The organism is Mesorhizobium sp. M0496, from assembly GCF_040321205.1.
In the GTDB taxonomy this organism is placed as follows: Bacteria; Pseudomonadota; Alphaproteobacteria; order Rhizobiales; family Rhizobiaceae; genus Mesorhizobium.
In genome coordinates this window covers 521,743-544,037 of sequence record NZ_JAMYRC010000001.1, presented here as the reverse complement: position 1 = coordinate 544,037, position 22,295 = coordinate 521,743, and the positions used below count along the sequence as shown (strand labels likewise).

Annotated in this window: 21 protein-coding genes, 2 tRNA genes and 1 pseudogene; 12 read left to right on the top strand and 12 right to left on the bottom strand. The window is 62.3% G+C overall.

What is annotated here, in order from left to right; genetic code table 11:
• Positions 1-224 precede the first annotated feature (224 nt).
• From NKI73_RS02675 to NKI73_RS02640, 8 genes are all read left to right on the top strand, one after another.
• Positions 225-1,415: a M24 family metallopeptidase gene (locus tag NKI73_RS02675; protein ID WP_352627156.1), complete on the top strand. Its 1,191-nt coding sequence runs from the start codon at positions 225-227 to the stop codon at positions 1,413-1,415.
• A 36-nt stretch (positions 1,416-1,451) separates the two neighbouring features.
• Positions 1,452-2,600, top strand: coding sequence for a M24 family metallopeptidase (locus NKI73_RS02670; RefSeq protein ID WP_352627154.1), 1,149 nt, complete (start codon positions 1,452-1,454; stop codon positions 2,598-2,600).
• A gap of 10 nt (positions 2,601-2,610) precedes the next feature.
• On the top strand, positions 2,611-3,867 hold the full coding sequence (locus NKI73_RS02665; RefSeq protein WP_352627152.1) for a sarcosine oxidase subunit beta family protein: 1,257 nt from the start codon (positions 2,611-2,613) through the stop codon (positions 3,865-3,867).
• 14 nt (positions 3,868-3,881) lie between these two features.
• The gene (locus tag NKI73_RS02660; RefSeq protein WP_352627151.1) at positions 3,882-4,148 is read left to right on the top strand and encodes a sarcosine oxidase subunit delta; all 267 of its coding nucleotides are present in this window, start codon (positions 3,882-3,884) and stop codon (positions 4,146-4,148) included.
• On the top strand, positions 4,145-7,099 hold the full coding sequence (locus tag NKI73_RS02655; RefSeq protein ID WP_352627150.1) for a sarcosine oxidase subunit alpha family protein: 2,955 nt from the start codon (positions 4,145-4,147) through the stop codon (positions 7,097-7,099). Before NKI73_RS02660 ends, NKI73_RS02655 begins: the two co-directional genes overlap by 4 nt.
• Positions 7,092-7,583 (top strand): sarcosine oxidase subunit gamma family protein, encoded by a 492-nt coding sequence (locus NKI73_RS02650; RefSeq protein ID WP_352627149.1) that lies wholly within the window; start codon positions 7,092-7,094, stop codon positions 7,581-7,583. The genes NKI73_RS02655 and NKI73_RS02650 overlap by 8 nt, the downstream gene beginning before the upstream one ends.
• Before the next feature lie 296 nt (positions 7,584-7,879).
• A complete protein-coding gene (locus NKI73_RS02645) occupies positions 7,880-8,185 on the top strand; it encodes a DUF1236 domain-containing protein (protein ID WP_352627147.1) in 306 nt (101 codons plus the stop codon).
• 62 nt (positions 8,186-8,247) lie between these two features.
• Positions 8,248-8,454, top strand: a complete 207-nt coding sequence (locus tag NKI73_RS02640) for a hypothetical protein (RefSeq protein ID WP_352627145.1) — start codon at positions 8,248-8,250, stop codon at positions 8,452-8,454.
• 144 nt (positions 8,455-8,598) lie between these two features.
• On the opposite strand, the pseudogene NKI73_RS02635 reads toward NKI73_RS02640, so the two are convergent.
• Positions 8,599-9,006 (bottom strand): annotated as a pseudogene (locus NKI73_RS02635) (transposase); the annotation flags it as partial.
• Between the two features lie 56 nt (positions 9,007-9,062).
• Here NKI73_RS02635 and NKI73_RS02630 point away from each other — a divergent pair.
• The gene (locus NKI73_RS02630; RefSeq protein WP_352627329.1) at positions 9,063-9,935 is read left to right on the top strand and encodes a hypothetical protein; all 873 of its coding nucleotides are present in this window, start codon (positions 9,063-9,065) and stop codon (positions 9,933-9,935) included.
• A gap of 451 nt (positions 9,936-10,386) precedes the next feature.
• Here the strand turns inward: NKI73_RS02630 and NKI73_RS02625 are convergent, their stop codons facing one another.
• The 4 genes from NKI73_RS02625 to NKI73_RS02610 all read right to left on the bottom strand — a co-directional run bounded on the left by NKI73_RS02625 (position 10,387) and on the right by NKI73_RS02610 (position 15,383).
• Positions 10,387-11,142, bottom strand: coding sequence for an NYN domain-containing protein (locus NKI73_RS02625; RefSeq protein WP_352627143.1), 756 nt, complete (start codon positions 11,140-11,142; stop codon positions 10,387-10,389).
• Positions 11,143-11,258: 116 nt separating this feature from the next.
• Entirely contained in the window at positions 11,259-13,511 is a 2,253-nt protein-coding gene (locus NKI73_RS02620; RefSeq protein WP_352627141.1) for a xanthine dehydrogenase family protein molybdopterin-binding subunit, read from the bottom strand.
• On the bottom strand, positions 13,508-14,008 hold the full coding sequence (locus tag NKI73_RS02615; protein ID WP_352627140.1) for a (2Fe-2S)-binding protein: 501 nt from the start codon (positions 14,006-14,008) through the stop codon (positions 13,508-13,510). The genes NKI73_RS02620 and NKI73_RS02615 overlap by 4 nt, the downstream gene beginning before the upstream one ends.
• 13 nt (positions 14,009-14,021) lie before the next feature.
• On the bottom strand, positions 14,022-15,383 hold the full coding sequence (locus NKI73_RS02610; protein ID WP_502905577.1) for a c-type cytochrome: 1,362 nt from the start codon (positions 15,381-15,383) through the stop codon (positions 14,022-14,024).
• Positions 15,384-15,898: 515 nt separating this feature from the next.
• Between NKI73_RS02610 and NKI73_RS02600 the strand changes: the two genes are divergently transcribed.
• Positions 15,899-16,081 (top strand): hypothetical protein, encoded by a 183-nt coding sequence (locus NKI73_RS02600; RefSeq protein ID WP_352627136.1) that lies wholly within the window; start codon positions 15,899-15,901, stop codon positions 16,079-16,081.
• Positions 16,082-16,125: 44 nt separating this feature from the next.
• Here NKI73_RS02600 and NKI73_RS02595 read toward each other — a convergent pair whose 3' ends face one another.
• The 4 genes from NKI73_RS02595 to NKI73_RS02580 all read right to left on the bottom strand — a co-directional run bounded on the left by NKI73_RS02595 (position 16,126) and on the right by NKI73_RS02580 (position 18,302).
• Entirely contained in the window at positions 16,126-16,875 is a 750-nt protein-coding gene (locus NKI73_RS02595; RefSeq protein ID WP_352627135.1) for a metallophosphoesterase family protein, read from the bottom strand.
• Positions 16,868-17,677 carry a nucleotidyltransferase family protein gene (locus NKI73_RS02590; protein ID WP_352627320.1) on the bottom strand — a complete coding sequence of 270 codons (810 nt, stop codon included), beginning with the start codon at positions 17,675-17,677 and terminating at the stop codon, positions 16,868-16,870. The genes NKI73_RS02595 and NKI73_RS02590 overlap by 8 nt, the downstream gene beginning before the upstream one ends.
• A 192-nt stretch (positions 17,678-17,869) precedes the next feature.
• Positions 17,870-17,946 (bottom strand) — tRNA-Arg (locus tag NKI73_RS02585).
• Between the two features lie 50 nt (positions 17,947-17,996).
• Positions 17,997-18,302 carry an ETC complex I subunit gene (locus tag NKI73_RS02580; RefSeq protein WP_352627134.1) on the bottom strand — a complete coding sequence of 102 codons (306 nt, stop codon included), beginning with the start codon at positions 18,300-18,302 and terminating at the stop codon, positions 17,997-17,999.
• Between the two features lie 124 nt (positions 18,303-18,426).
• Between NKI73_RS02580 and NKI73_RS02575 the strand changes: the two genes are divergently transcribed.
• Positions 18,427-18,503: transfer RNA gene (locus tag NKI73_RS02575), tRNA-Pro, on the top strand.
• Between the two features lie 428 nt (positions 18,504-18,931).
• Positions 18,932-19,657, top strand: coding sequence for a glycosyltransferase family 25 protein (locus tag NKI73_RS02570; protein WP_352627132.1), 726 nt, complete (start codon positions 18,932-18,934; stop codon positions 19,655-19,657).
• A 79-nt stretch (positions 19,658-19,736) separates the two neighbouring features.
• On the opposite strand, the gene hdaA is transcribed toward NKI73_RS02570, so the two are convergent.
• The 3 genes from hdaA to NKI73_RS02555 are packed head-to-tail and all read right to left on the bottom strand — an operon-like array spanning position 19,737 to position 22,180.
• Positions 19,737-20,441, bottom strand: a complete 705-nt coding sequence (gene hdaA / locus NKI73_RS02565) for a DnaA regulatory inactivator HdaA (RefSeq protein ID WP_352627131.1) — start codon at positions 20,439-20,441, stop codon at positions 19,737-19,739.
• A 1-nt stretch (position 20,442) separates the two neighbouring features.
• Positions 20,443-21,651 carry an AI-2E family transporter gene (locus NKI73_RS02560; RefSeq protein ID WP_352627130.1) on the bottom strand — a complete coding sequence of 403 codons (1,209 nt, stop codon included), beginning with the start codon at positions 21,649-21,651 and terminating at the stop codon, positions 20,443-20,445.
• Positions 21,623-22,180 (bottom strand): CDP-alcohol phosphatidyltransferase family protein, encoded by a 558-nt coding sequence (locus NKI73_RS02555; protein WP_352627129.1) that lies wholly within the window; start codon positions 22,178-22,180, stop codon positions 21,623-21,625. Before NKI73_RS02555 ends, NKI73_RS02560 begins: the two co-directional genes overlap by 29 nt.
• Between the last annotated feature and the right edge of the window lie 115 nt (positions 22,181-22,295).

Below are 22,295 nucleotides of genomic sequence, written 5' to 3'. Positions count from 1 at the left end.
TCCCATTGAACAACTGATGATGGTTCCCAGCGTCGCGGCCTTCTTCGAGGTTGAAACGCGCTTGACCAGACGTATACAACTGCCCTAGACATTGTGCAAGCCAAGACACAGAAACCTTTGAAAATTCGACAACCATGCAACAAGCTCCTATCAAGTTGTGCACAATTTAGGCAAATTTGCTCATCGCAAGGGCGGAAGACATATCCGGGAGGCAGGGCATTCAGGTGGCGAGCGCGAACCATTTCGGAACATTCACGCAAGCGGAATATGCGCAGCGCTTGACCGGCGTGAAGGCGCGCATGGAAAGGGCCGGCTTCGACCTCATCGTCTGTCAGGATCCCGCCAACATGTGCTGGCTGACTGGCTATGACGGATGGTCGTTCTACGTTCCGCAGTGCGTGCTCGTCCATATGGAGGAGGACCGGCCGATCTGGTTCGGCAGGGCGCAAGATGCGCGCAGCGCGCGTCTAACCACCGGCCTGCCGGAGAAAAACATCGTGCCGTTCTCGGAACGGCTGGTGCAGCAGCCCGTCGAACATCCCTATGACGAGCTTGCCCAGCTGATCCGCTCGCGCGGCTGGGGGACCGCTCGCGTCGGTGTCGAGATGGACGCGCATTACTACACCGCGCGCTGCCACGCCCATCTCACCCAAGGGTTGCCCGACGCGCACTTCGCCAACAACCGCGATCTCGTCAACTGGGCGCGGCTGGTTAAATCCGAAGCGGAATTGGCGCTGATCCGCGAGGCCGGTGCGATCTGCACCCATGCCATGAACCGCGCCATCGACAAGATGCGGCCCGGCGTGCCGCAGAACCACGTCATCGCCGAGATCTATCACGCGCAGATCATGGGCGTGCCCGGAGCCGGCGGCGACTATGCCGCGATCTGTCCGCTGATGCCCGTTGGCGAGGGCACCAGCACGCCACATCTGACCTGGTCCGACGCGCCGCTGCCGGACAGCGGACTTGCGATCCTGGAGATCGCCGGCGTGCGTCGACGCTATCACGCGGCGCTGACGCGCACCGTGCATTTCGGCAAGCCGCCGCAGGCCATCCTCGATATGGCCAGGGCAATCGTCGAGGGCGTCGACGCCGGCCTTGAGAAGGCGCGGCCCGGCAGCACCGCCGAAGAAGTAGAAGCGGCATGGCAGGCTGTTTTGCGCAAGAACGGGCTCAAGAAGGAAAGCCGCGTCGGCTATCCGGTCGGGCTGGCATATCCGCCCGATTGGGGCGAACGCACAGCAAGTCTTCGCCCCGGCGACACCACCGAGATGCAATCCGGAATGTGCTTCCATTTCATGGCCGGCGTTTGGCTCGACGATTTCGGCATCGCCATCTCGGAATCCTTCGTGGTCACGGATCGCGGCGGCGAACGCCTCTGCGATGTGGCGCGCGAACTTATCGCCATCGACTGACAACCGGCGCAAGAACTGGCAATTCGAGGATATCCAATGGACCGCAATCCCTTTTCCGAAGCCGAAATCGCCGGCCGCCTTGCAAGGATCCGCACGGTACTGGCCGAGCGCGAACTCGACGCGGCCGTCTTCGCGTCGCCGGAGAACGTCTTCTATCTCACCGGCCTCGATCACTGGGGCTATTTTGCCCCTCACCTGCTGATCGTTCCGCTCGAAGGAAAACCCGTCCTGGTCACCCGTTCGATGGAAAGGGTGACCATCGAGAAGCAGGTGAAGGCAGCGGATTTCCGCGGCCATTCCGACAGCGAAACGGCGGCCGACCTTGCGGCGCGGGTGCTGGCGGAACTCGGCCTGTCCGGCAAGCGGATCGGCCTCGAGTACTGGACGGCGGGCCTCAGCCACGGGCTTGCCGTGGCGCTCCAGGCGCAGGCGGATGCCAGATGGAGCGACGTTTCCGGTCTGGTCGACAGGATGCGGCGGGTGAAAAGCACCGAGGAACAAGCCCTGATGCGGCAGGCTGCCAGGGTGACCGACGTTGCCGCCGGGGCCGCGATCGCGGCGATCTCGGACGGCGCCACCGAGCAGGAGGTCGCCGCCCAATGTGTTTCGGCGATGATCCGCGCCGGCGGCCATGCGCCGGGCTTCGGCCCGTTTATCCGCCCGGCCGCGCGGCTTGGCGAGGAGCATACGACCTGGGGCAACGGAGTTTATCGCAAGGGCGAGCCGGTGTTCGTCGAATTGTCCGGGTGCATCTCGCGCTACCACGCGCCGCTCGGCCGGCTCGTTCGCATCGGCCATATCAGCGACGAAGACGCCGCTATGGCCGAAGTGACCGCCAGGGCGTTCGACGCGGTCGTCAAGGCGCTGCGGCCCGGGGCCAAGGCGCGCGATGTCTACGCCGCCTGGCAGGCCGTCGCCGACGAGGCCGGCCTTGCCCACTATCGCCGACATCACTGCGGCTATCTCGTCGGTGCCGGCCAGCCGCCATCATGGACCGGCGGCAATTCGGTGACCGGGCTCCGGCATGATTCCGATCTCGAGATCGAGACCGGGATGAGCTTCCACATCCTGTCCTGGCTGATGGGCACCGGTCGTGGCGATGACTTCGTTTCCAACACCGTGCTGTTGACCGATGCGGGTGCCGAAGTGCTGACCCGCACGCCGACCGGCCCGATCGTTCGATAGGGCCGCACGCATGGCGCCCTACTCGGCATTCCAGATTTTCCGCAATGCGCTGTCCGGCCAGAAGAACTGGCAGCGCGCCTGGCGGGCGGCGGAGCCCAAGCCGTCCTACGATGTGATCGTCATCGGCGGCGGCGGACACGGCCTCGCGACCGCATTCTACCTCGCCGAAAACCATGGTATTCGCAATGTCGCCGTGCTCGAAAAAGGCTACATCGGTGGTGGCAATGTCGGCCGCAACACCACCGTCATCCGCTCCAACTACCTGCTCGACGGCAACACCCAGTTCTACGAGTTCTCGATGAAGCTCTGGGAAGGCATGTCGCGGGCGCTGAACTTCAACGTCATGTTTTCGCAGCGCGGCCAGCTCGTCACCGCGCATTCGGCCGACCAGCTCGACGGCTTCAGCCACCGCGCCAACGTCATGCGGCTGAACGGCATCGACGCCGATATCCTCGATCGCGACGTCGTGCGCCGGCTGGTGCCTTATCTCGATTTCTCCGATACGGCCCGCTTCCCGATCCATGGCGCCATCTTCCAGGGCCGCGCGGGCACCGCGCGCCACGACGCCGTCGCCTGGGGCTATGCCCGCGCCGCCGACGGCCATGGCGTCGACATCATCCAGAACTGCGAAGTGACGGGCTTCATTCGCGATGGCGAACGGATCGTCGGCGTAGAAACGACGAAAGGCCGGATCGGCGCCGGCAAGGTCGGCCTCGCCGTCGCCGGCCATACGTCCATTCTCGGTGCCAAGGCCGGCCTTGAACTGCCGATCGAAAGCCATGTCCTGCAGGCCTTCGTCACCGAACCGCTGAAGCCGCTGGTCGACCATGTCGTCGCCTACGGCGCCGATCATTTCTACGTCAGCCAGTCGGACAAGGGCGGGTTGGTGTTCGGCGGCAATCTCGACGGCTACAATTCCTACGCCCAGCGCGGCAATCTCGGCGTCGTGCGCGAAGTGGCCGAGGCGGCGATCGCCTTGATGCCGTGCATCTCGCGCATCCGTCTGCTCCGGCACTGGGGCGGCGTGATGGACATGACGCCGGATGCCAGCCCGATCATCTGCCCAACGCCGATCGACGGCCTCTATCTCAACGGCGGCTGGTGCTATGGCGGCTTCAAGGCGACGCCGGCTTCCGGCTGGTGCTTCGCCCACACGATCGCCACCGGCAAACCGCATCCCTTGATCGCGGCCTACGGGCTCGACCGTTTCCGGACCGGCCGCACGCTGGACGAGGCCGGCGCCGGCCCCTCCGCCTGGCTGCAATAGGAGGCGGGAAGAAAATGCTGCGCATCGAATGCCCCTGCTGCGGTCCGCGTGACCATGACGAGTTCCGCTATGGCGGCGATGCTTCCGTCAGCCGTCCGGCCCATGACGATCCCGATCCGGAGGCCTGGTACGCTTATGTCTATGTCCGGGAAAACCCGGCAGGCCTTCACCGCGAGTTCTGGCAGCACGTGATCGGCTGCCGCCAGTGGCTGGTGGTCGAGCGCGACACGCGCAACCACGTCGTTTCTTCGGTCACCTTCGCCAGGACATCGCAAGCATGAACGTCCAGAACAAGCGGCTACCTGGCGGTGGTCGCATCGACCGCTCTTATCCCGTCGAATTCAGCTTCGACGGCCGAAAGATAACCGGATATCGTGGTGACACGCTCGCATCCGCGCTGCTCGCCAACAGCGTCAGCCTGGTTGGACGCAGCTTCAAGTATCATCGTCCGCGCGGCATTCTTTCCGCCGGGCCGGAGGAGCCGAACGCACTGGTCACGCTGGGCACAGCGGGCAGGCGCGAGCCGAACCTGCCGGCGACGACACTGGAACTTGACGACGGCATGGTCGCAGAAAGCCAGAACCGCTGGCCGTCGCTTGCCTTCGACGTCCAAAGCATCAACGGCCTGTTTTCGCCGTTCCTCTCGGCTGGCTTCTACTACAAGACCTTCATGGGTCCGACGCGGCGCGCCTGGAAGGTCTACGAGCACTTCATCCGCAAGGCTGCCGGCCTCGGCAGAGCCGGCACCGAGCCGGATCCTGATCGCTACGTCGTCCGTCATGCCTTTGCTGATGTGGCAATTGTCGGTGGCGGTCCGGCCGGATTGTCGGCGGCGCGGGCTGCGGCCGCCGCCGGCGCGCGAGTAGTGCTGATCGAACAGGATTTCCTGCTGGGCGGTCAGCTTCTGGCGGAACGGTCGGACGGCACGGCGGCCTCATGGTTGAGCCATATCGAATCCGAGTTGAAGAACTTCGAAACCGTCACGTTGATGAAGCGGACCAGCGCTTTCGGTATCTATGACGGCAATGTCATAGGCCTGGTCGAACAACGCGACCAGATCGACCCGCCGCGAACCGGCGAAGCTCGGCAGACAGTCACCATGCTTCGCGCCCGCTCGATCGTTTTCGCCACCGGCGCCATCGAGCGTCCAATGGTGTTCGCCAACAACGACCGGCCCGGCGTCATGCTAGCCTCGGCCGCCAGGACCTACCTCAACCGCTTCGCTGTCCTGCCGGGCAGGAAAGTCATCGTCACTGCTGCCGATGACAGCGCCTGGCGCACTGCGTTCGACTACGCCGCAGCCGGCGCAGAGGTGACGGTTGCCGATCAGCGCGCCGCACCGCCAACGGCGCTTGTCGCGGAAGCCGCACGCATCGGCGTCAGGGTGCGGGCCGCAACGCGCATTGTCGACCTGCACGGCGGCCGTGCCGTCAGGGGCGCGACACTCGCCGGACCGGACGGCCAATCCGAGGCCGCCTGCGATCTGGTCTGCGTGTCCGGCGGCTGGTCGCCGACCGTGCACCTGACTTCGCATCTGGGCATCAAGCCTCGATATCGCGAAGACGTCGACGGCTTCGTGCCGGGCGCCTTTCCAGCCAATCAGTTCGGCGCCGGCGCAATAATGGGAAACTACTCGACCGCCGATGCCGTCCAGGACGGCCATCGCGCCGGCATCGAAGCGGCATCCTTCTGTGGCAAATCGGCGCCGGCACCAGCTCCTTCGAAGCTCGATCTAGGCGAGACCATCACGACCGTGCTTCGCGAAGTCCCGTCCGCCCAACGCGGAAAAGCCTTTGTCGATTTCCAGATGGACGTGACGACAAAGGACATCGAACTCGCCCATCGCGAAGGCTATGAATCGGTTGAGCACCTGAAACGCTACACAACGCTCGGCATGGGTACCGACCAGGGCAAGACCAGCAATTTCCCCGCACTTTCGGCTATGGCCGCCCTGCGTGGCGCAACGGTCCCCGAGACCGGCACCACGACCTTCCGCCCGCCTTTCACGCCGGTCGCCATCGGTGCACTTGCCGGCCGCGCCACCGGTCATCATTTCAAGCCATTTCGCCGCACGCCGATGCACGACTGGCATCTGGCGAACGGCGCCGACATGCTGGAAGTCGGCCTTTGGATGCGGCCCTGGTTTTACAAGCAGTCCGGAGCGGATGTGAACGAAGCCTACGTCGCCGAAATGCGAAATGTGCGCCAGGCCGCTGGCCTGATGGACATCTCCACCCTCGGCAAGATCGACGTCCAGGGTCCCGACGCAGCCACATTCCTGGACCGTGTCTATGCCAACGGCTTCGCCAAACTGCCGGTCGGCCGTGCCCGCTACGGCGTCATGCTGCGCGACGACGGCATTGTCTTCGACGACGGCACCACGACGCGGCTGGCGGAAAACCGGTTCTTCATGACCACGTCGACCGCCAAGGCCGCCGACGTGCTGTCGAGGCTGGAGTTCCTGCTCGACACAGCATGGCCGGAACTGCGCGTCGCCGTCACCTCGGTGAGCGATGAATGGGCGGCGATGTCGGTCGCCGGACCGAAGAGCCATGCGATCCTGGCGGCAGCGTTTCCGTCGCTCGACGTTTCCAACGAAGCGCTGCCGCATATGGGATTGCTCGAAAGCCAATGGGAAGGCCGCGCGCTGCGCATCCTGCGCCTCAGCTATTCCGGTGAGCGTGCCTATGAAATCTATGTCGGCGCACCTGCCGGTGAACGGCTCTGGAGCCGCTTGCTCGAAGCCGGCCGGCCGTTCGACCTGAAGCCCTATGGCGTCGAGGCGCTTGGTGCGCTGCGCGTCGAGAAGGGCCACGTCGCGGGGCCCGAAATCGATGGGCGCACGACGCTGGACGATCTCGGCCTCGGCCGCATGGTCGGCAAGCGCAGCGGCTTCGTTGGCGATGTGCTGCGGCGGCGCCCTGCCCTGCTGGCGCCTGACCGGCAACGTCTGGCCGGACTGGAATGCATAGAAGACGGAAAGCGCCTACGCGGTGGCGCCATCCTGTTCCTACCAGGCGAGAAAGCTCACGGCCACGGACGCGGGCGCGTCACCTCCGTCACCTTCAGCCCCGAACGTGGCCGCTATGTTGGGCTGGCATTGCTTGCCGGCGATGTCGCGACAGAGGGGACCGAGATCGTGGCCGTCTACCCCATGAAGGCCGAAACTGTGCGTGCCCGCATCGTCTCGCCGGTATTCCTCGATCCGCAAGGAGAACGGCTGCATGGCTAGCCCGGATTTCAGCCTGTCCGTGGCCGACTGCCCGCTCATCCAGGTCGAGGGCTGGGACGGAACGCTGAGGCAATTCGAATCAAGCCTCTCGGCGGCGCTCGGCGCAGAACTTCCGGCCTCGGTCGGAGAGACGGTGCGTCACAGGAACCTTATCATCATTCGCGTTGCACCGCGCCGTCTCTGGCTGGCGCTCGACGACGGGACGCAAGCGCCGTCCCTTGCCATAGATCCGGATCTCGGCTGTTCGGTTTGCCTTGGCGAAGGTCGCGTGCGGTTCAGCCTGGCCGGAGGCGACATCGCAAGCGTTCTCTCAACCTGCGTCGCCGTCGACTGGCATGCGCCGACCGCCGCTCCGGGCCGGGCCGTGCAGACATCCTTCCACCATGTGCCGGTACTCTTGCTTCGCACCGGTGAGACCTCGTGCGATCTCTTCGCGCCGCGAAGCTTCGCCCGCAGCCTCCATGATTGGCTCGCCGACGGCTAGGCTGAATACTGCCCAGAAATCCCATTATGCGTATCCGACGCCGCCGCGCCGGGTTTGGTCATGCGACTTCGCTCATCACAAAGCGATTGATGGCGTTTGCTCCAGACTTTTCCCGCCCAAGGGAAGTCGATAGCCTCGTATTCCTGCGACAGCGCTCGGCCGCTACGATGCCCAACTACCCGATCAATTAGTCATCGCTCACGGAACAAGGCGGCTCGGTGAACGTTGAAAAAAATGGGTTCGCCGTTTGCGAAGCAGTGAAAGGCGGATCTCTCTTCCAGGAATAGGAGAAGACGATGGGAAGTCATCTGGTTCCTGCCGCCGCCGGGCTTATTCTGCTCGCCGGCATCGGCGTGGCCATCGCGGACGAGGTGATTATCACGCCCGAACAGCAGACGGTCATCCGCGAATATGTGCACAAGCATCCGCTGGCATCGATCAATCTTCTTGGGGTGGAGCTTAGTGTCGGCTCCGCTTTGCCCGACACGGTCGAACTTCGGTCGATCGATGTTCCCGATGTCAAATACAAATATGTCGTCGTCGGCGATCACACGGTGCTGGTCGACCCCGGCACGCGCAAGATTGTGAGAGTTATCGACTGACGGTAAGCCTGCCGTTCCTCGGGATGGCAGGCTTACCGCTCGATAGGGAAGGAGCCAGTTCAATGTTGCCGCATGTTGAGACGTGCGATGTGGCTGCGGCTGTCGATCAACTCCTGAACGAGCGATGCAATGCGTTGCTGTCGATGAAGGCAGCAATCGCCGCACTGCGGGAACGTACGGGAACGGAGCGCTCCGACGCGGATCTGGAAGGACTGATCACCAAGAAGGCGGCGCTCTTCGGCGTCGCGGTGCTGTCCGACAGGGACTGAAGGCGAAAGCGCCATTGACCGGCGCACTTGGTTGCCGTCGCCAAGCGAGCGGAATCGTCAGGCCAGGTTCTCGACTTGGAACGGCAGAAAGCCGCCTTGGAAGACCAGCTATCGCACATAGATCATACACTGGCGATCTTCGGCTATCTCGACCTCGCCTTCAAGGGTTTCGTTCTTGGTTTCAGCCGACAAGGCTTCGCGCAGCTTGTGAGCCAGCACGAAGGCGGTCTTGTATTGAACGTCCAGATCGCGAGAGAACTGGTCCGCCGACATGCCCTTCGCGCCGTTGACGAACAGGCAGATCGCAGCAAGCAAATCGACAAACGACAGCTTGCGCGAGGCGAAGATCGTGCGGCTCGTCACAGAGAACTGCGCACCGCAGGCGGCGCACTTGAACTTGCGACGGGTCGGGATGTCGTAGTGATCCAGGCATCCGCATTTCGGGCAAACAGACTCGCCTTGCGTCGAAGCCCAACGAAGGCGCTTGAACGTGTCGTAAGCCTTTTCCTCGCCACCCTTGTAGACGCCGCCGAATAGCACGTTGACGAGCATGAGGTAAACGTGCGCAAGCTCTCTAGGGGCAAGTTCACGGCGGCGTTTTCACTTCAATGTCTAACCGCAATCGGTTCACAGACGCTGCACTTGGCGTAATTGTTGGCGTCGGCATTGCCCTATTGTTTCTTGTCTGGGCCTTCCCCGGGTTTCGTAATCCAGCCTATCAGCAAGAACGATACCAAAACGCCAAGAACGGCGAGACCGGGGAATACAACCCAGTCGTAAGGCCCAGCCTCTGGGAGACCTACACTTCGCCTACGGATACGTACGCACAGTGGATCGCAGCCTTCGCCGCCTTCGGCAGTGTAGGCGTTAGCATCTGGGCCGTTCGGCTTGTAAGAGACACGCTCGAATTGAACCGCAAGTCGACTGACGCGGCGTGGGCCGCTGTCAGGCATGCCGAGAAGGCGTCCAGCCTTGAACTTCGAGCCTACCTCGCGATTGTGCCAAAGGGCGTTAATCAACTGATCGGCACGCGAGACGTGATGGGCCACATAGAGGTTCGGAACGTCGGGCGCCTGCCAGCGCGCAAGGTTTTTATCCATGTCCGAATGGGCCTGTTCAACGAGCGCGTTCGCGATCTCGCGAAATTGCCCGTAGCCGACGATTTGACTGACAGTAAACTGGCGTTTGTCGACAGAGTCGTGCAACCCGGCGACAATCCTGCCCAAGGATCGGAAGACCGAGAGCCACTTAATTTCATCTCGCCGGATGAATGGGAGTTCGTCTATGTTTGGGGGGTGGTCTATTACTTTGACGGCTTCGACGAGCGCCGTTTCACTCGCTTCTGCCATAGGTACGCTATCGATAGCCGCAATCGAGAATTTGACGAGGAACCAGCGAGCGCTCCCGCTCCGACCGAGACCCGGCAAATCCTCTTCGCCGAAAAGGCCAGATACCATCAGATAGGCAACGACGCCAACTAAGGCGGCGGCCCAAGCCGCTCGCGCCCACACGGCGCGCCGCCTAGCTCACAGTCCCCCCTGTCGTCGGGGCTTGGTGCTTTTGCTACATAAGACCGCATCAAACGAAAAACCCGCCTGTACGGCGGGTCACTGGCGCAAATCAGCACCATAGGTAAACATGTACCATAGCTGAGGGCACGACGTCAAGAAAAAATTCCTATCATGAAAAGCTATCGGCATAAAAGCTGCCAAAACCGCCGAACTGGCTGTCGTCAGGTCTTTTGTTCGGCGCCCCAGTCGCAAGAACCCAATGATTGCCGCCGGCGGAAGTTTCTGCTCGCGTCGGCTTGTTGACACAGCCACTTTCTGCTGGGCTGGAGCTGTTCGCCATAACGCGTCCTCACACTGAGGGTCTATGGGGATAGTTCGACCGACCACACCATGATCGAGAGGCCTCTATCTCGACACCCGCTTATCGGCGAGCCTTCGACCTCGCCTGCCTGGCTGCCGCCGGTTTTATACGAATCCGCAACGATCCACCTTCGGGATGGTCAATCTCGAAAGAATTCGTTTTCCGCACGAGATCACTTAGTTTCCGAAACCCGAAGGTCCGCGGATCGAAGTCCGAGGCCAGGTTGGCGAGCTGCGTGCCGACAGCGCCAAGTGGGACCCAACCGTCCTCGCTCTCCATCTGCGCGATGACTTTCGAAATGACAGGCGTGGCGGCGCTGGGAGACTGAAGCGGGCTTGTGGCCCGGCTTGCGTCCCCACTATTCGCATGCGTCGTTGCAAGCAGGTTCTCCGTGTAGACGAATTTGCGGCAGGCCTGGCGAAAACTCTCCGGGGTCTTCTGCTCGCCGAAGCCAAACACATCGATCCCCTGCTCGCGGATACGTGCCGCGAGACGAGTGAAATCGCTATCCGAGGAAACCAGGCAGAAACCGTCGAAGCGACCGCTGTGAAGCAGGTCCATTGCATCGATCACCAGGGTGATGTCCGAGGCATTCTTTCCCGTTGTGTAGGCAAACTGTTGTTGTGGGATGATGGCATGCTTCGAGAGGATGTCGGCCCAGCCTTTGGAACGGACGCCGGAGAAGTCGCCGTAAATGCGGCGAACGCTTGCCTCGCCGAGCTTGGCGATCTCTTCGAACAGGCCATCAGCGATCTTGGACGACGCGTTGTCGGCGTCAATGAGAACGGCGAGACGAGGAGAACGGATCTCAGGCATTGGATTTCTCCTTGGAAAAAATTGGCCGAACCTTGAAGCGTCACCACGATTTGAATGGTGGTTAGACGTAGGCACCAAATGATCCTTGCGTGCCTCGTCTTGCTCCTTTCGGCCGCCTAGACGCCGAGTACGGCTTTCACGCGTTCGCGCGTGTAGGGCAGGTCGTGGATGCGCTTGCCCGTTGCGTGGCGGAACGCATTGGCGATCGCGCCAGCAGTCGGCCCTTGAGCTGCTTCCGCCACGCCGAGATAGGGCGAGCCTGGATTGTCGACGACATGCACCGCGACGCTGTCGGGAACGGCACTGAAACGCAGGATCGGATAGGCCGACCAGTCGGGACTGAGGATGCGGGTGTCGCTGAAATGGACGGCCTCGTAGAGCGTCCAGCTCAGCGACTGCAATATGCCGCCTTCGGTCTGGTTGACGATCGAATCCGGCGCCACCGCCTCGCCGCAATCGACCGCGCACACGACATGCGAGAGGACGATGGCGCCGCTGTCGCGGTCCACGTCCGCTTCCAACGCGATGGCGAGATAGGCGGCGTGGTTCTTGTACTTTGCGAAGGCAAAGCCCCTGCCCCGGCCTTCCGGCATCGGGTCGTTGCTCCAGCCGAATTTTTCGGCCGCCACCTCGATCACTTTTTTGGCGCGTGGGTCCTTCAGGTGCCGCAGCCGGTACTCGACACGGTCGGCATTGGCCGCCAGCGCCAGCTCGTCCATGAAGCTTTCGATGGAGAAGACGTTGCAATAGGCGCCAAGCCCGCGCAGCGCCGAGACGCGCACCGGCATGTCGGCGACGAAATGCCAGTTCACGCGCTGGTTCGGCACATCGTAGAGCGGAATGGCATTGCGGTCGCCATTGCCGAGCGGAGAAATCTGCAGCTTGGCCGTGTCGGGCGGAAAATGCCGTGCCATCAGCCGGCCGGCGATCAGCGACCCGGCCGAACCCGGCCGCGTGCCATGGTTGTTGCTCCACAGATCATAGTGCCAATTGACGATGTTGCCGTTCGCGTCGAGCGTCGCACTCGCCTTCGTCAGCATGGCCGGACCGTAGGGTTCCCATAGATGCTCCTGGTCGCGCATCCACTGCACGCGCACCGGCGTGCCGGGCAGCGCCTGCGCGATCAGCGCGGCATCGGCCGCGGCATCGTCGGCGCCATTATGGCCATAGCAGCCGGAACCCTCGGTGTGGATGCAGCGCACCTTTTCGGGCAGTACGCCCAGCATCTCCGCAATCGCCTTGCGGTCGGGATAGACACCCTGCGTGTGCGTCCACACCGTCGTCAGGCCGTTGTCGACCATGGCGACAGCACTGGACGGGCCGATCGAGCCGTGCATCTGGTACGCGCGGGTAAACTGCGCCTCCAGCGTCTTTGCACCCGGCGCGGAATCGGCGCCAACCGAAGTCACCGTGCCGATTTCGGCAACTGATTTTTCGAGGAAGGGCGGGATCTGGTCCTGGTCCGGCAGTGCAGCCTGTTCCTGCCATTTTGCCGTCGCCGCCATGGCGCGCATGGCCTTCACCGCCTGGAACTCCTGTTTCGCCACCACCGCCAGGAAATCGCCGTCATGGACCACCGCCACCACGCCCGGCATGGCCTTGACGGCCGCCTCCTCGAAACCGGTCAGCTTTGCCGAATAGCTCGGCGGGCGGACGACGCGCGCATGCACCATGCCGGGCAACCGCATGTCCTGAACGAAAGCTTCGCCGCCGGTCACCTTGGCTGGAATGTCGACTCGGGCGAAGGGCTTGCCGATCGCATGATAGGTCTCCGGCGCCTTCAGCCTGGTGTCGGCGGCTGCGTCGACATGCAGGAAATCGGCGGCGACCAGTTCGCCATAGCCAACCGAGGCGCCGTTGGGCCCGACGATCTTGCCATCTTGCGCCTTGAGCTGATCGACCGGCACGCCGAGCTTATCGCTGGCCTTGGCCACCAGGATCTGGCGCACCTGCGCCGACGCATAGCGTATCGCAGTGCCGCTGTTCTGGATCGTCTGGCTGCCGGCCGTGTAGCCTTCATTGGGCGTCAGTGCGGTATCGGCGGTGATCAGCCTGATTGCCGCGGGCTCGACTTCCAGTTCTTCGGCCGCGATCTGGCGCAGCGATGTCTTGGTGCCCTGGCCGAGTTCGGCCTTGCCGGTGAAGACGGTGATCGAACCATCGGCATCGACGCGGATCCAGGCATCCAGCGACGGCGTATCGGCAAGGCTGCCCGGTAGCGGCGACGTCTTGGCCGGTGCAGGGGCCGGCGCGGGTGCCGCAGGTGCCGCCTGCTGGGCTAGTGCTGGAACGGTGAAGGAGACGAGCAGCGCTCCTGTTCCGGCCAGAAAACCGCGCCGGCTCAGGTCGGGGAAGTCTGGGGCGTTCATGATGCCCTCCCCGCGGCTGCCGGCATCGAAGCCGATTTCGACCTCATAAGGTCGCGGGCGCGGGCGACGGCACGCAGGATGCGCATGTGCGTGCCGCAACGGCAAAGATTCGGCTCCAGCGCCTGCCGGATGTCGGCGTCGCCGGCGTCGGGCTTGGCCTCGAGCAGAGCCTGTGCCCGCATCATCATGCCGGCGATGCAGTAGCCGCACTGCACCGCCTGCTCCTCGATGAAAGCGGTCTGCATCGGCCCCGGCTCATCGATCGTGCCCAGCCCCTCAACCGTCTTGACCTGGCGGCCTTCCACCAGCATCGCCGGCGTCAGGCATGAGAAGACCGCCTGGCCGTCGACCATCACCGTGCAGGCGCCGCATTGTCCGAGTCCGCAGCCGAACTTGGCGCCGTTGAGCTTCAGATCGTTGCGCAGCACATAGAGGAGTGGCGTCGCAGGGTCGGCTTCGACGTCATGCGAGACGCCGTTGACGTTGAGCTTCATCATCTGGCTCCTGCTTTCATTTGTCCTGGGCCCCTACATTGTCCGGGCCGCGCTCGATGCCGTCGGACGGGCGCACGCTGACCTGGTATTTGCCGTTTCGTGTAGCAGTCAGCCGGTCGGCGGCATCCGGCCACGCCGGCTGGCCAGCGAAGGCCTCACGCAGATAGGCGAGCAGATCGGTCACCTGCTCGTCGCGCAGCGTCGCGGCGAAACCCGGCATGACTGCGCTCTGGCGTCCGCTCGCCGCCGGCAGGCCGAACAACACGGTGTTGATGAGGTTCTGCGGGCCGGGTGCATTGACCGCGCTCGAAAGATGGAAGTCTATACCGCCGAACGGCGGCGGGCGGCTGCCGTCATGGCAGGTCGCGCAGGCCGCCTGGAAGATCACCGCGCCGCGCCCGGCCGGCGTTTCGGCCGATGCCGACACCGGAATGGGAACCGCGCCGGCATCGGCCGACAGTTTCGTGCGGATCTCCTGCGCTTTCGCGGTGCGCTGCGGCGAAGGCTCGCCCATCTGCGAGGCGACATAGGTGGCCATGGCGCTGATGTCGGCATCTGCAAGCCGGCCGAGATTGCCGGTCACCTCGCCCATCGGGCCGTTGGCGACGCCATGGTCGGTATGCCACCCTTGCCGGAGATAATCGAAAAGACTGTCACGCGTCCATGGCACTGGCGCGGGCGAGCTGGCATCGAGGGCGAAAGCCGTCCAGCCCTCGGCTTCGCCGCCGGCAAGGTGCGACCCCTTTTTCTCGGCGCCGAGCACGTTGCGCGGCGTGTGGCAGGCGCCGCAATGTCCGAGGCCGTTGACGAGGTAGGCGCCGCGGTTCCACTCTGCACTTTCCGACGCGATATTTTGGTATGCGCCTCTGTCGAAGAACAGCAGCTTCCAGCCGGCCAGCACCAGCCGCACATTCAGCGGGAACGGCAATTCATTGGCGGGCGGGCGCTTGTTCACCGGCTGGCGCGTCATCAGATAGGCATAGAGCGCGCTGTTGTCTTCGTCCGAGACCAACGTGAAATGATCGTAGGGAAATGCCGGGTAGAGGTGGTTGCCGGCGCGGTCGACGCCCTCGCGCATGGCACGGGTGAAGGCGGCCTGCGACCAGCGGCCGATACCCGTCTCGGGGTTGGGCGTGATGTTGGTGGAATAGATCGTGCCGAAGGGCGTCGGCACGGCAAGGCCGCCGGCAAAGGATTTGTCGCCGGGCCTGGTGTGGCAGGACGTGCAATTGCCGACCGAGGCCAGCACCGCGCCCTTCTCGATCAGGGACTGATCGAAGGACGAGCGCTGCGGCGGCTCGACCGGACCGATCGCCGGTTTCCAGGCATAGGCGAAGAACCCAGCGCCCAACACAACGACAATGACAACAACGCTCATCCAGAAGCGTTTCAAGACAGAGCCTCCTTTGGCAGACCGTCCAGAGGCAGGAGCGCAGACACCTGATTATTCCCGCGCGCGTGTTCACCGCCACGCAGGAAAAGTTAGGCGCGATGCGGCTGTCGTCAATTGTCCGATTGCTTCAACTGCGATCACTCGCTTGCGAACCAGATATCGATCCTGTGGCGTGGACCGAAGGTTCTTCATTCTCGTCGGGGATTGGGCAGCGGAGTTTCGTCCCGACAGCCTTTCCGGTTCGGGCTCCTCGATCGGTTCAGGCTTCCACGTCGGAGCCGGCATGGGCACATCGCGATTTGGGTCGGGTTCTCTTGGCTGCAACATCGAGATTATCTCCGTTCTTCCTGGCAGAACCTTCGCCGTTGTGATCGTTGCGCAATCGAGACCTTGCATGGCTGGTGGTAGCGGCGAGACATTGGCGCTCGTGTTTTGCAGATCTTTCGGAACCGGTGCGATTTTCAAGCCGTTGTCTTGGACAGCGATCGAGGAGAACCGTCATGAAGGACAAGGCAGCAGATTTCGACAACACCTTGCCGCAGGTTGCCATCGACGATCAGGTGCGACAGCTGGCCGCCACAGCCGATTTGCCGCCAAACCAAGCCCGCGAACTGGTGCGCCGTCACGGCAACGATCCCAGGAAGCTGGAAGAGCTGGCAAAGTCGATCAACGCAGCGAACTGAGCCCGGGGCAGATTGGATCTGGTCGGGCTGCATGCCAACGCGCATCAGATGTCGAGCAAGGCATAGGGGCGGCCGGTCGGCTTGGCCACATGCATCGCGACGTTGTAGACATTGGCTCCGCCAGGCGTTTGACCTTGGTAGGAGCCGCGATGCGCATGACCGTGCACGACGGCGCTGACCCGGAAACGATCGATCGTTTCCGCCAAACGTGAAGAACCCAAAAACGGAAATATCTCCAGGGGCTCTCCCGCAACGGTCTCGGCAATCGGGGCGTAGTGGAGAACTACCAGTGTGCGTTTCGTGCGAACCTGGCGCATCGCATTTTCAAGCCGCATTGCCTCGTTCACGTTTTCCGCGACCATCGCTTTGATCGCCGGTTCGCCGAAGGAGCCGAGCATGCGCGCCCCAAAGCCGCCGATGAACCCTTTCACGCCGACAAAACCGACTTCCGCGATTTCGATCGTCTGCCCGTCGAGAAGGCGGACGTCCGCCTGGCGCAGGATGTTTGTGACGTCTTCCACCGCATCGGACTCATAGTCGTGATTGCCGAGCACGGCCACCACCGGGATCGAGCAGTGACGCAAATCCTCGGCGAGCAGCTCTGCTTCACGAGGCTTGCCGAGGTTGGTGAGATCTCCGGCGAGCACGAGGACATCGGCTTCGCGCGATATTTCGCCGAAGAGATCGCGATACGACGCTTGGGCATCTTCCCTGACATGCAGGTCGCCCACCGCGGCAATCTTGAGCGTGCGTGCACCGTCCGTCGACGTTGCGCTCTTGATGTGATCAGCCATCGCGAGACTCTCCCGCGCCCCCGACGCCCGCAAAGCCCCATTCCTTGACGTCGATTTCGTAGTCGACTTGCGAAAGCAGGCGTCCGCGGCAGATCTTCATTCTGGGAGACGGCAATTGTCGTTGCTTGGCGAGGCGGTCCAGCAATTCATCGAGCAGCCAAGCCGGAATATGATCGCGCTCGCTCGGATAGATCCATCTGAAATTGAGAAGATGCATCAGCAGCACCTCCCAGTGAACCTCCAGGTAGGAAAGCAGCCTGTGCCAGTCGATCTGGTCATGCGCCTTGAGAATCGTATGAGCGATATCGGCTCCGTCGTGACGGCCCCTGTCCTGGATGAAGCATTTGGACCAGACAAGCTCGGTCGGTCCGATGATCCTCACCCGACTGCCCAGCAGCTCGGTTTGACGGGCCTGCTCCAGCCACAGATCGCCAACAGGCATCATGCCGTTCGCAGAGGCGAATATGACGTCGAAGAAATGTGTGCCCTTGAACACTTTTCCAAGCCACCGATCGTCTTCGATTTCGACCGCATATCCAAGCTGTTTGAAATGGGCGAGGATACGCGGATAGTCGCCCGCCTTGCAGAAGATATCGAGATCCTTGGTCTGGCGGGTGACGCCCGTATAGGCGCTTAACGCGTACGTTCCGGCGACAAGAAAAGGAATGTCCGTGGCGGTGAGTTCGCGGATCGCCTCCATATAGAACACCTCCGCCTCGGCGTTCTTGAGTGTCGGCGCAGCCTTTGCGTCGATCGTGGGAAGCGTAACCGGAACGTTTTCGGGTAAAGGGCCATTGGACATGAAACGATGACTCCGAATCCGACGGCCAACGACCGCCCACTGGAGTAACAACGTGAACCGCACCCGGTTCCGCCGGCCAGGCAGCCAGCTGGATTTCATTCTCGTCACGGTGTGAGGATCAGGGGCCGGCACAATCTATCGCGGGAGAACAATCCCGATGGCAAAAAACTGTTAGATATCATTTAGTTAATCTGGCGATCCCGACAGGATTCGAACCTGTGACCATCGGCTTAGAAGGCCGGTGCTCTATCCAGCTGAGCTACGGGACCGCTGGCCGGCCTGGGCCGGTCAGATACTTGTGCGAGGCGCTGGCCGCCGTTCAATGCGTCCAGGGCGTCCTGCGGTCATAGCGGAAATTCTCCGCATAGGAAATCTGGCGGCGTTTGGTCTCTTTCGGCTCTTCGACGCGGTAGGCCAGCCCTTGCTTCTCGGCGTAGGCCACCGCCTCTTCCCGCGTGTCGAAGGTGAGCCTGATTTGGCTTCTCATGTCTCCCGACGTCGTGTAGCCCATCAGCGGGTCGATCTTCTTGCGCATCTCAGGATCGAATTCGAGCACCCAGTAGCCAGTCTTGCCCTTGCCGGACTGCATCGCGGTTTTGGCAGGGCTGAAAATGCGCGCGGACATGGCCACCTCGTTTTTGTGCAAGGCAGCATCGCCACCCTTTGCCCGTCATTACTGCGCAATGCGCACGGCGGCAAGGTTTTTGCACTTGCCATGCTCCACTGAAATGAATAGGCAACAGACCGTTCGGAGTGTAGCGCAGCCTGGTAGCGCATCTGGTTTGGGACCAGAGGGTCGGGAGTTCGAATCTCTCCACTCCGACCATCCTCTCATTTTCCACGAGATCCAGGCATCTGTGCCCGCGACGAGAGCCGTAACCACCACGGTCAACCGATCCGTCGTGCCCTTGATCCTCTTCGCTTCGTTGGCGAATGCGATTGGCAGGCGAGCCGAGCGAATGCTCATTCCGCATGGTCGTCTCTCGCCCTGATGAACACAGCGGCTTCGCTGCCGGCAAGTTTCTGGCAGCATCGGTGATCGGCGGTTCGGTGGGCAATGCCGCGATACAGCTGGCGCGCTTTTGGCCAAGGCTACTGCCCGATGGGGAACCTACCGTACACCGCTGGACCGCAAGAGCAGAGTGACCTCGTCGCACGCCTCCGCACCAGCCCGGTCGGCATTTGGCAGAAACAACCAATACTGTTGCCATCAGAGGCGCTTGATTTACCAATCTGAATGCGTAAAACGCCTCCATGAAAACCTTTCCGAACGATGTCTTTGTCCGGGTATGCCATGTAAAGACGGGATACGAGGACCGAGAGCGGCACATTTTGAAAGAGCTTGGAAGCCGGGGCGTTCCCGTCAACTGGTTCTTGGATTACGATGTTTCGGATATCCAAGAAAAAATTCGAGAAGAGTTTTCTGAAGCGACGCTTTCCGCACCGCAAATATCATGCAGTTTGAAACATATTGGTGTATGGCAGGAATTTTTGACCTCCGGATTGCCATATTGTCTCGTTCTGGAAGACGACGTTTTTCTTACTCCGGATTTTGTCGACAAGCTGAAGCAAGGAATTGCCGAACTTGGAAACCCCAATAGGAAAGTAGCGATATATCTCGGCAATGCAGGTAACTACTACTTGCCAATCTGGAGAATATCGAAGCGGCAGAAGCTGTATCCCGCCCCCCATAGTCGTGCGACGGACTCATATCTCATCACGAGACCGACCGCGGAAGCGCGTTGTGATTGGTTTTCCAAAAACAAGGTGACAACAACGATAGGCCACCAGTTGGACAGGATCGATCCGCTACTGGGCGTAGAAGTCCTTTGGTTTGAAAGGCCTATCGTTGAACAGGGAACCCACAACGGAGCCTTCCCGACCTCCATACCCGGTCAAAACAAGTGGCGCCCCTTGTGGTACAAGCGACTTGAGTGGAATTGGAAAAAGGTTCGTCGCCGGATATTTGGGCACATCTAACTCTACTCCGCAACGGTATCATCATCATCGCATATGGTACCGATCTGGACCGCCAGAAGTTCGCCGTCCTCGCCCAATACTAAATCTCGAACTCTCCCTGTCCCGCATCCATGGCGCTGACGGTTTCAGCGGCGAGCGTGCGCGTGATTGGCGTCTTGCGCTCGAGTGCGGTGCGGTCCAGCCTTTCCACCACGCGCATCGCTGTCGCCAGCGAGCGCTCGATGCGGCGCACCAGATACTGCACGACATGCGGCTCGACCTCGATCTGGCGGTCGGCGAACAGCTTGGTGATTACGCCGGCGAGCAAGAGATCGTCGGGCTCATGTATCTCGACTGTCGCCGCCGCCTTCAGCCGCGAGGAAAGGTCAGGCAGCCTGACACCCCAGGCCGACGGAAAGCGGCGCGCCGTCAGGAGCAATGTGGATCCGGCACCACGCACCGCATTGATCAGATGGAACAGGCCCTGTTCATCAACCGCTCCGGTATCGACATCGTCGATCAGTGCCGGGCTGGCGCCGAGATTGGCGATGCTGTCGCCAATGCGCCTGGCGTCAACCGCCACCGCGTTGGCGCGCGCGCGCCATATCGAGGCCAGGTGCGTCTTGCCCGAACCCGCGGGACCGGCCAGCACTACCACCGGCGAGGGCCAGTCCGGCCAGCGGTCGACCAGCGCCACCGCCTGGCTGTTGGTGCCGGAGACGACGAGGTCGTCGCGCGAATAGCCGGTGCCATGGCCGAGATCGAGCGGCAACTGACGCGGCGGGTCGGTTGGTTGGGCAGTCACTTCAGCGACGCGGTTGCGTGCGGTGGCCGCCGCCGCGATCGGCCGGAAGCTGCGGCACAGACGCAGCGCCGTGACCTTTGTAAAGCGGCGATTCGAGATAGCGGGCGATGGCAAACCGCACCAGCACTGCAACGGCGGCGGAAGCCGGCACCGCGATCAACAAGCCGACGAAGCCGAACAGCGCGCCGAAGGCAAACAGCGAAAACATCAGCCATACCGGGTGCAGGCCGACGCTTTTGCCGACCAGCCGCGGCTGCAGGATGTTGCCCTCGATGAACTGGCCGATGAAGAATACCACCGCGACGGCGACGATCATCGTCCAGTCCGGCCAGAACTGGACGATGGCAACGCCGACGGCCAGCACCAACCCGGTGAGCGAACCGACATAGGGAATGAACGAAATCAGCCCGGCGAACAGGCCGATGAGGATGGCGAAATTCAAGCCGGTCAGCGTCAGTCCGGTGGCGTACATGGCGCCCAGCACCAGGCACAGCGTGCCCTGGCCGCGTACGAAGCCGGCGGTGGCGGTGTTGATGTCCTTGGCGATGGCGCGCACCGTCGCGACGTTGTCGCGCGGCACCCAGCCGTCGATGACCGCCACCATGCGGTCCCAGTCGAGCAGCATGTAGAAGGCGACCACCGGCGTCACCACGAACAGGCTGACCACCGAGACCAGCGCCACGCCGGAACTCCAGATCGAGGTGAAGACCGTGGTGAGCAGGCCGAAGCCGGAGGTCAGCAGCGAATTCAGCCCGTCACGCAAGCCATTGGCGTTGACGCCGAATCTCTGTTCCAGCCATTTCGGATCGAAAGACGTGATCAGGCTCTGCAGCCGGGTCAGGTATTCCGGCAATTTGCTGGCGAAATCGGCCATCTGCGTCGCCAGCACCGGAATGAGGATGACGAAGGCCAGCACCAGCACGATGAGGAAGGTGATGAGGATGACCACCGTCGCCATGAAGCGGGACAGGCCGAGCCGCTGCAGCCGGTCGGCGACCGGATCGAGGAAATAGGCCAGCACCATGCCGGCGACGAACGGTAAAAGGATGCCTGAGAAGACGTAGAGGAACAGCGCCAGCAGGACGGCGCTGATCAGCCAGAAGCGGATCTGGCGGTGAAATGCCAGAGACGCAGTTTCGCCTGCCGCCGCGGCCTCGGCGGCCGCTTCGATGGATTCTTGGTCAGGTGCCCGGTTTGGAGCCTTCGCCATAGCCGCTCATATGCCTCAGCCAAGCCACGAGATAGGCCGCGGCCGAAGCCACGGTCAAGACCCCGGATAGCAATATGAGGACTAGCCTCAGCGGGTCGAGGTGCACGACAAGGGCGAGTTCGCCCAGCACAACCGAGGCCAGCACGATCTGGATGGCGGTGTTGGCCTTCGACACAAAAAGCGGTTTCATCTCGACCGGATGGGCCATGACGGTGGACAACACAACGGCGCAGACGATCAACGCGTCGCGCGACACCATGGTGACGACGAGCCAGAGCGGCAATTGCCCGATGAAGCCCATGACGACGAAGACCGAAACCAGCAGCAGCTTGTCGGCGATCGGGTCGAGATAGGCGCCGAGCGTGGACTGCTGGTTGAAACGGCGGGCAATGAAGCCGTCGACGCCGTCGGAAATGCCGGCAATGAGAAAACCGGCGAAGGCCCAGTCCCAGCGCGCCTGCAGCATTGCCAGCACCACCGCCGGCACCAGAACAAGGCGCAGGATGGTGATCAGATTGGGGATGGTCAAAGCGTGCCTGCCGGGTTTGCTTCTAATACATGATGGAGACGGAGGAGGATCGCAAGGGAGAAGCGCCGGACGTGGCAAAGGTCTGTGAGTGAACCACCCCTTTTGCCCTGCCGGC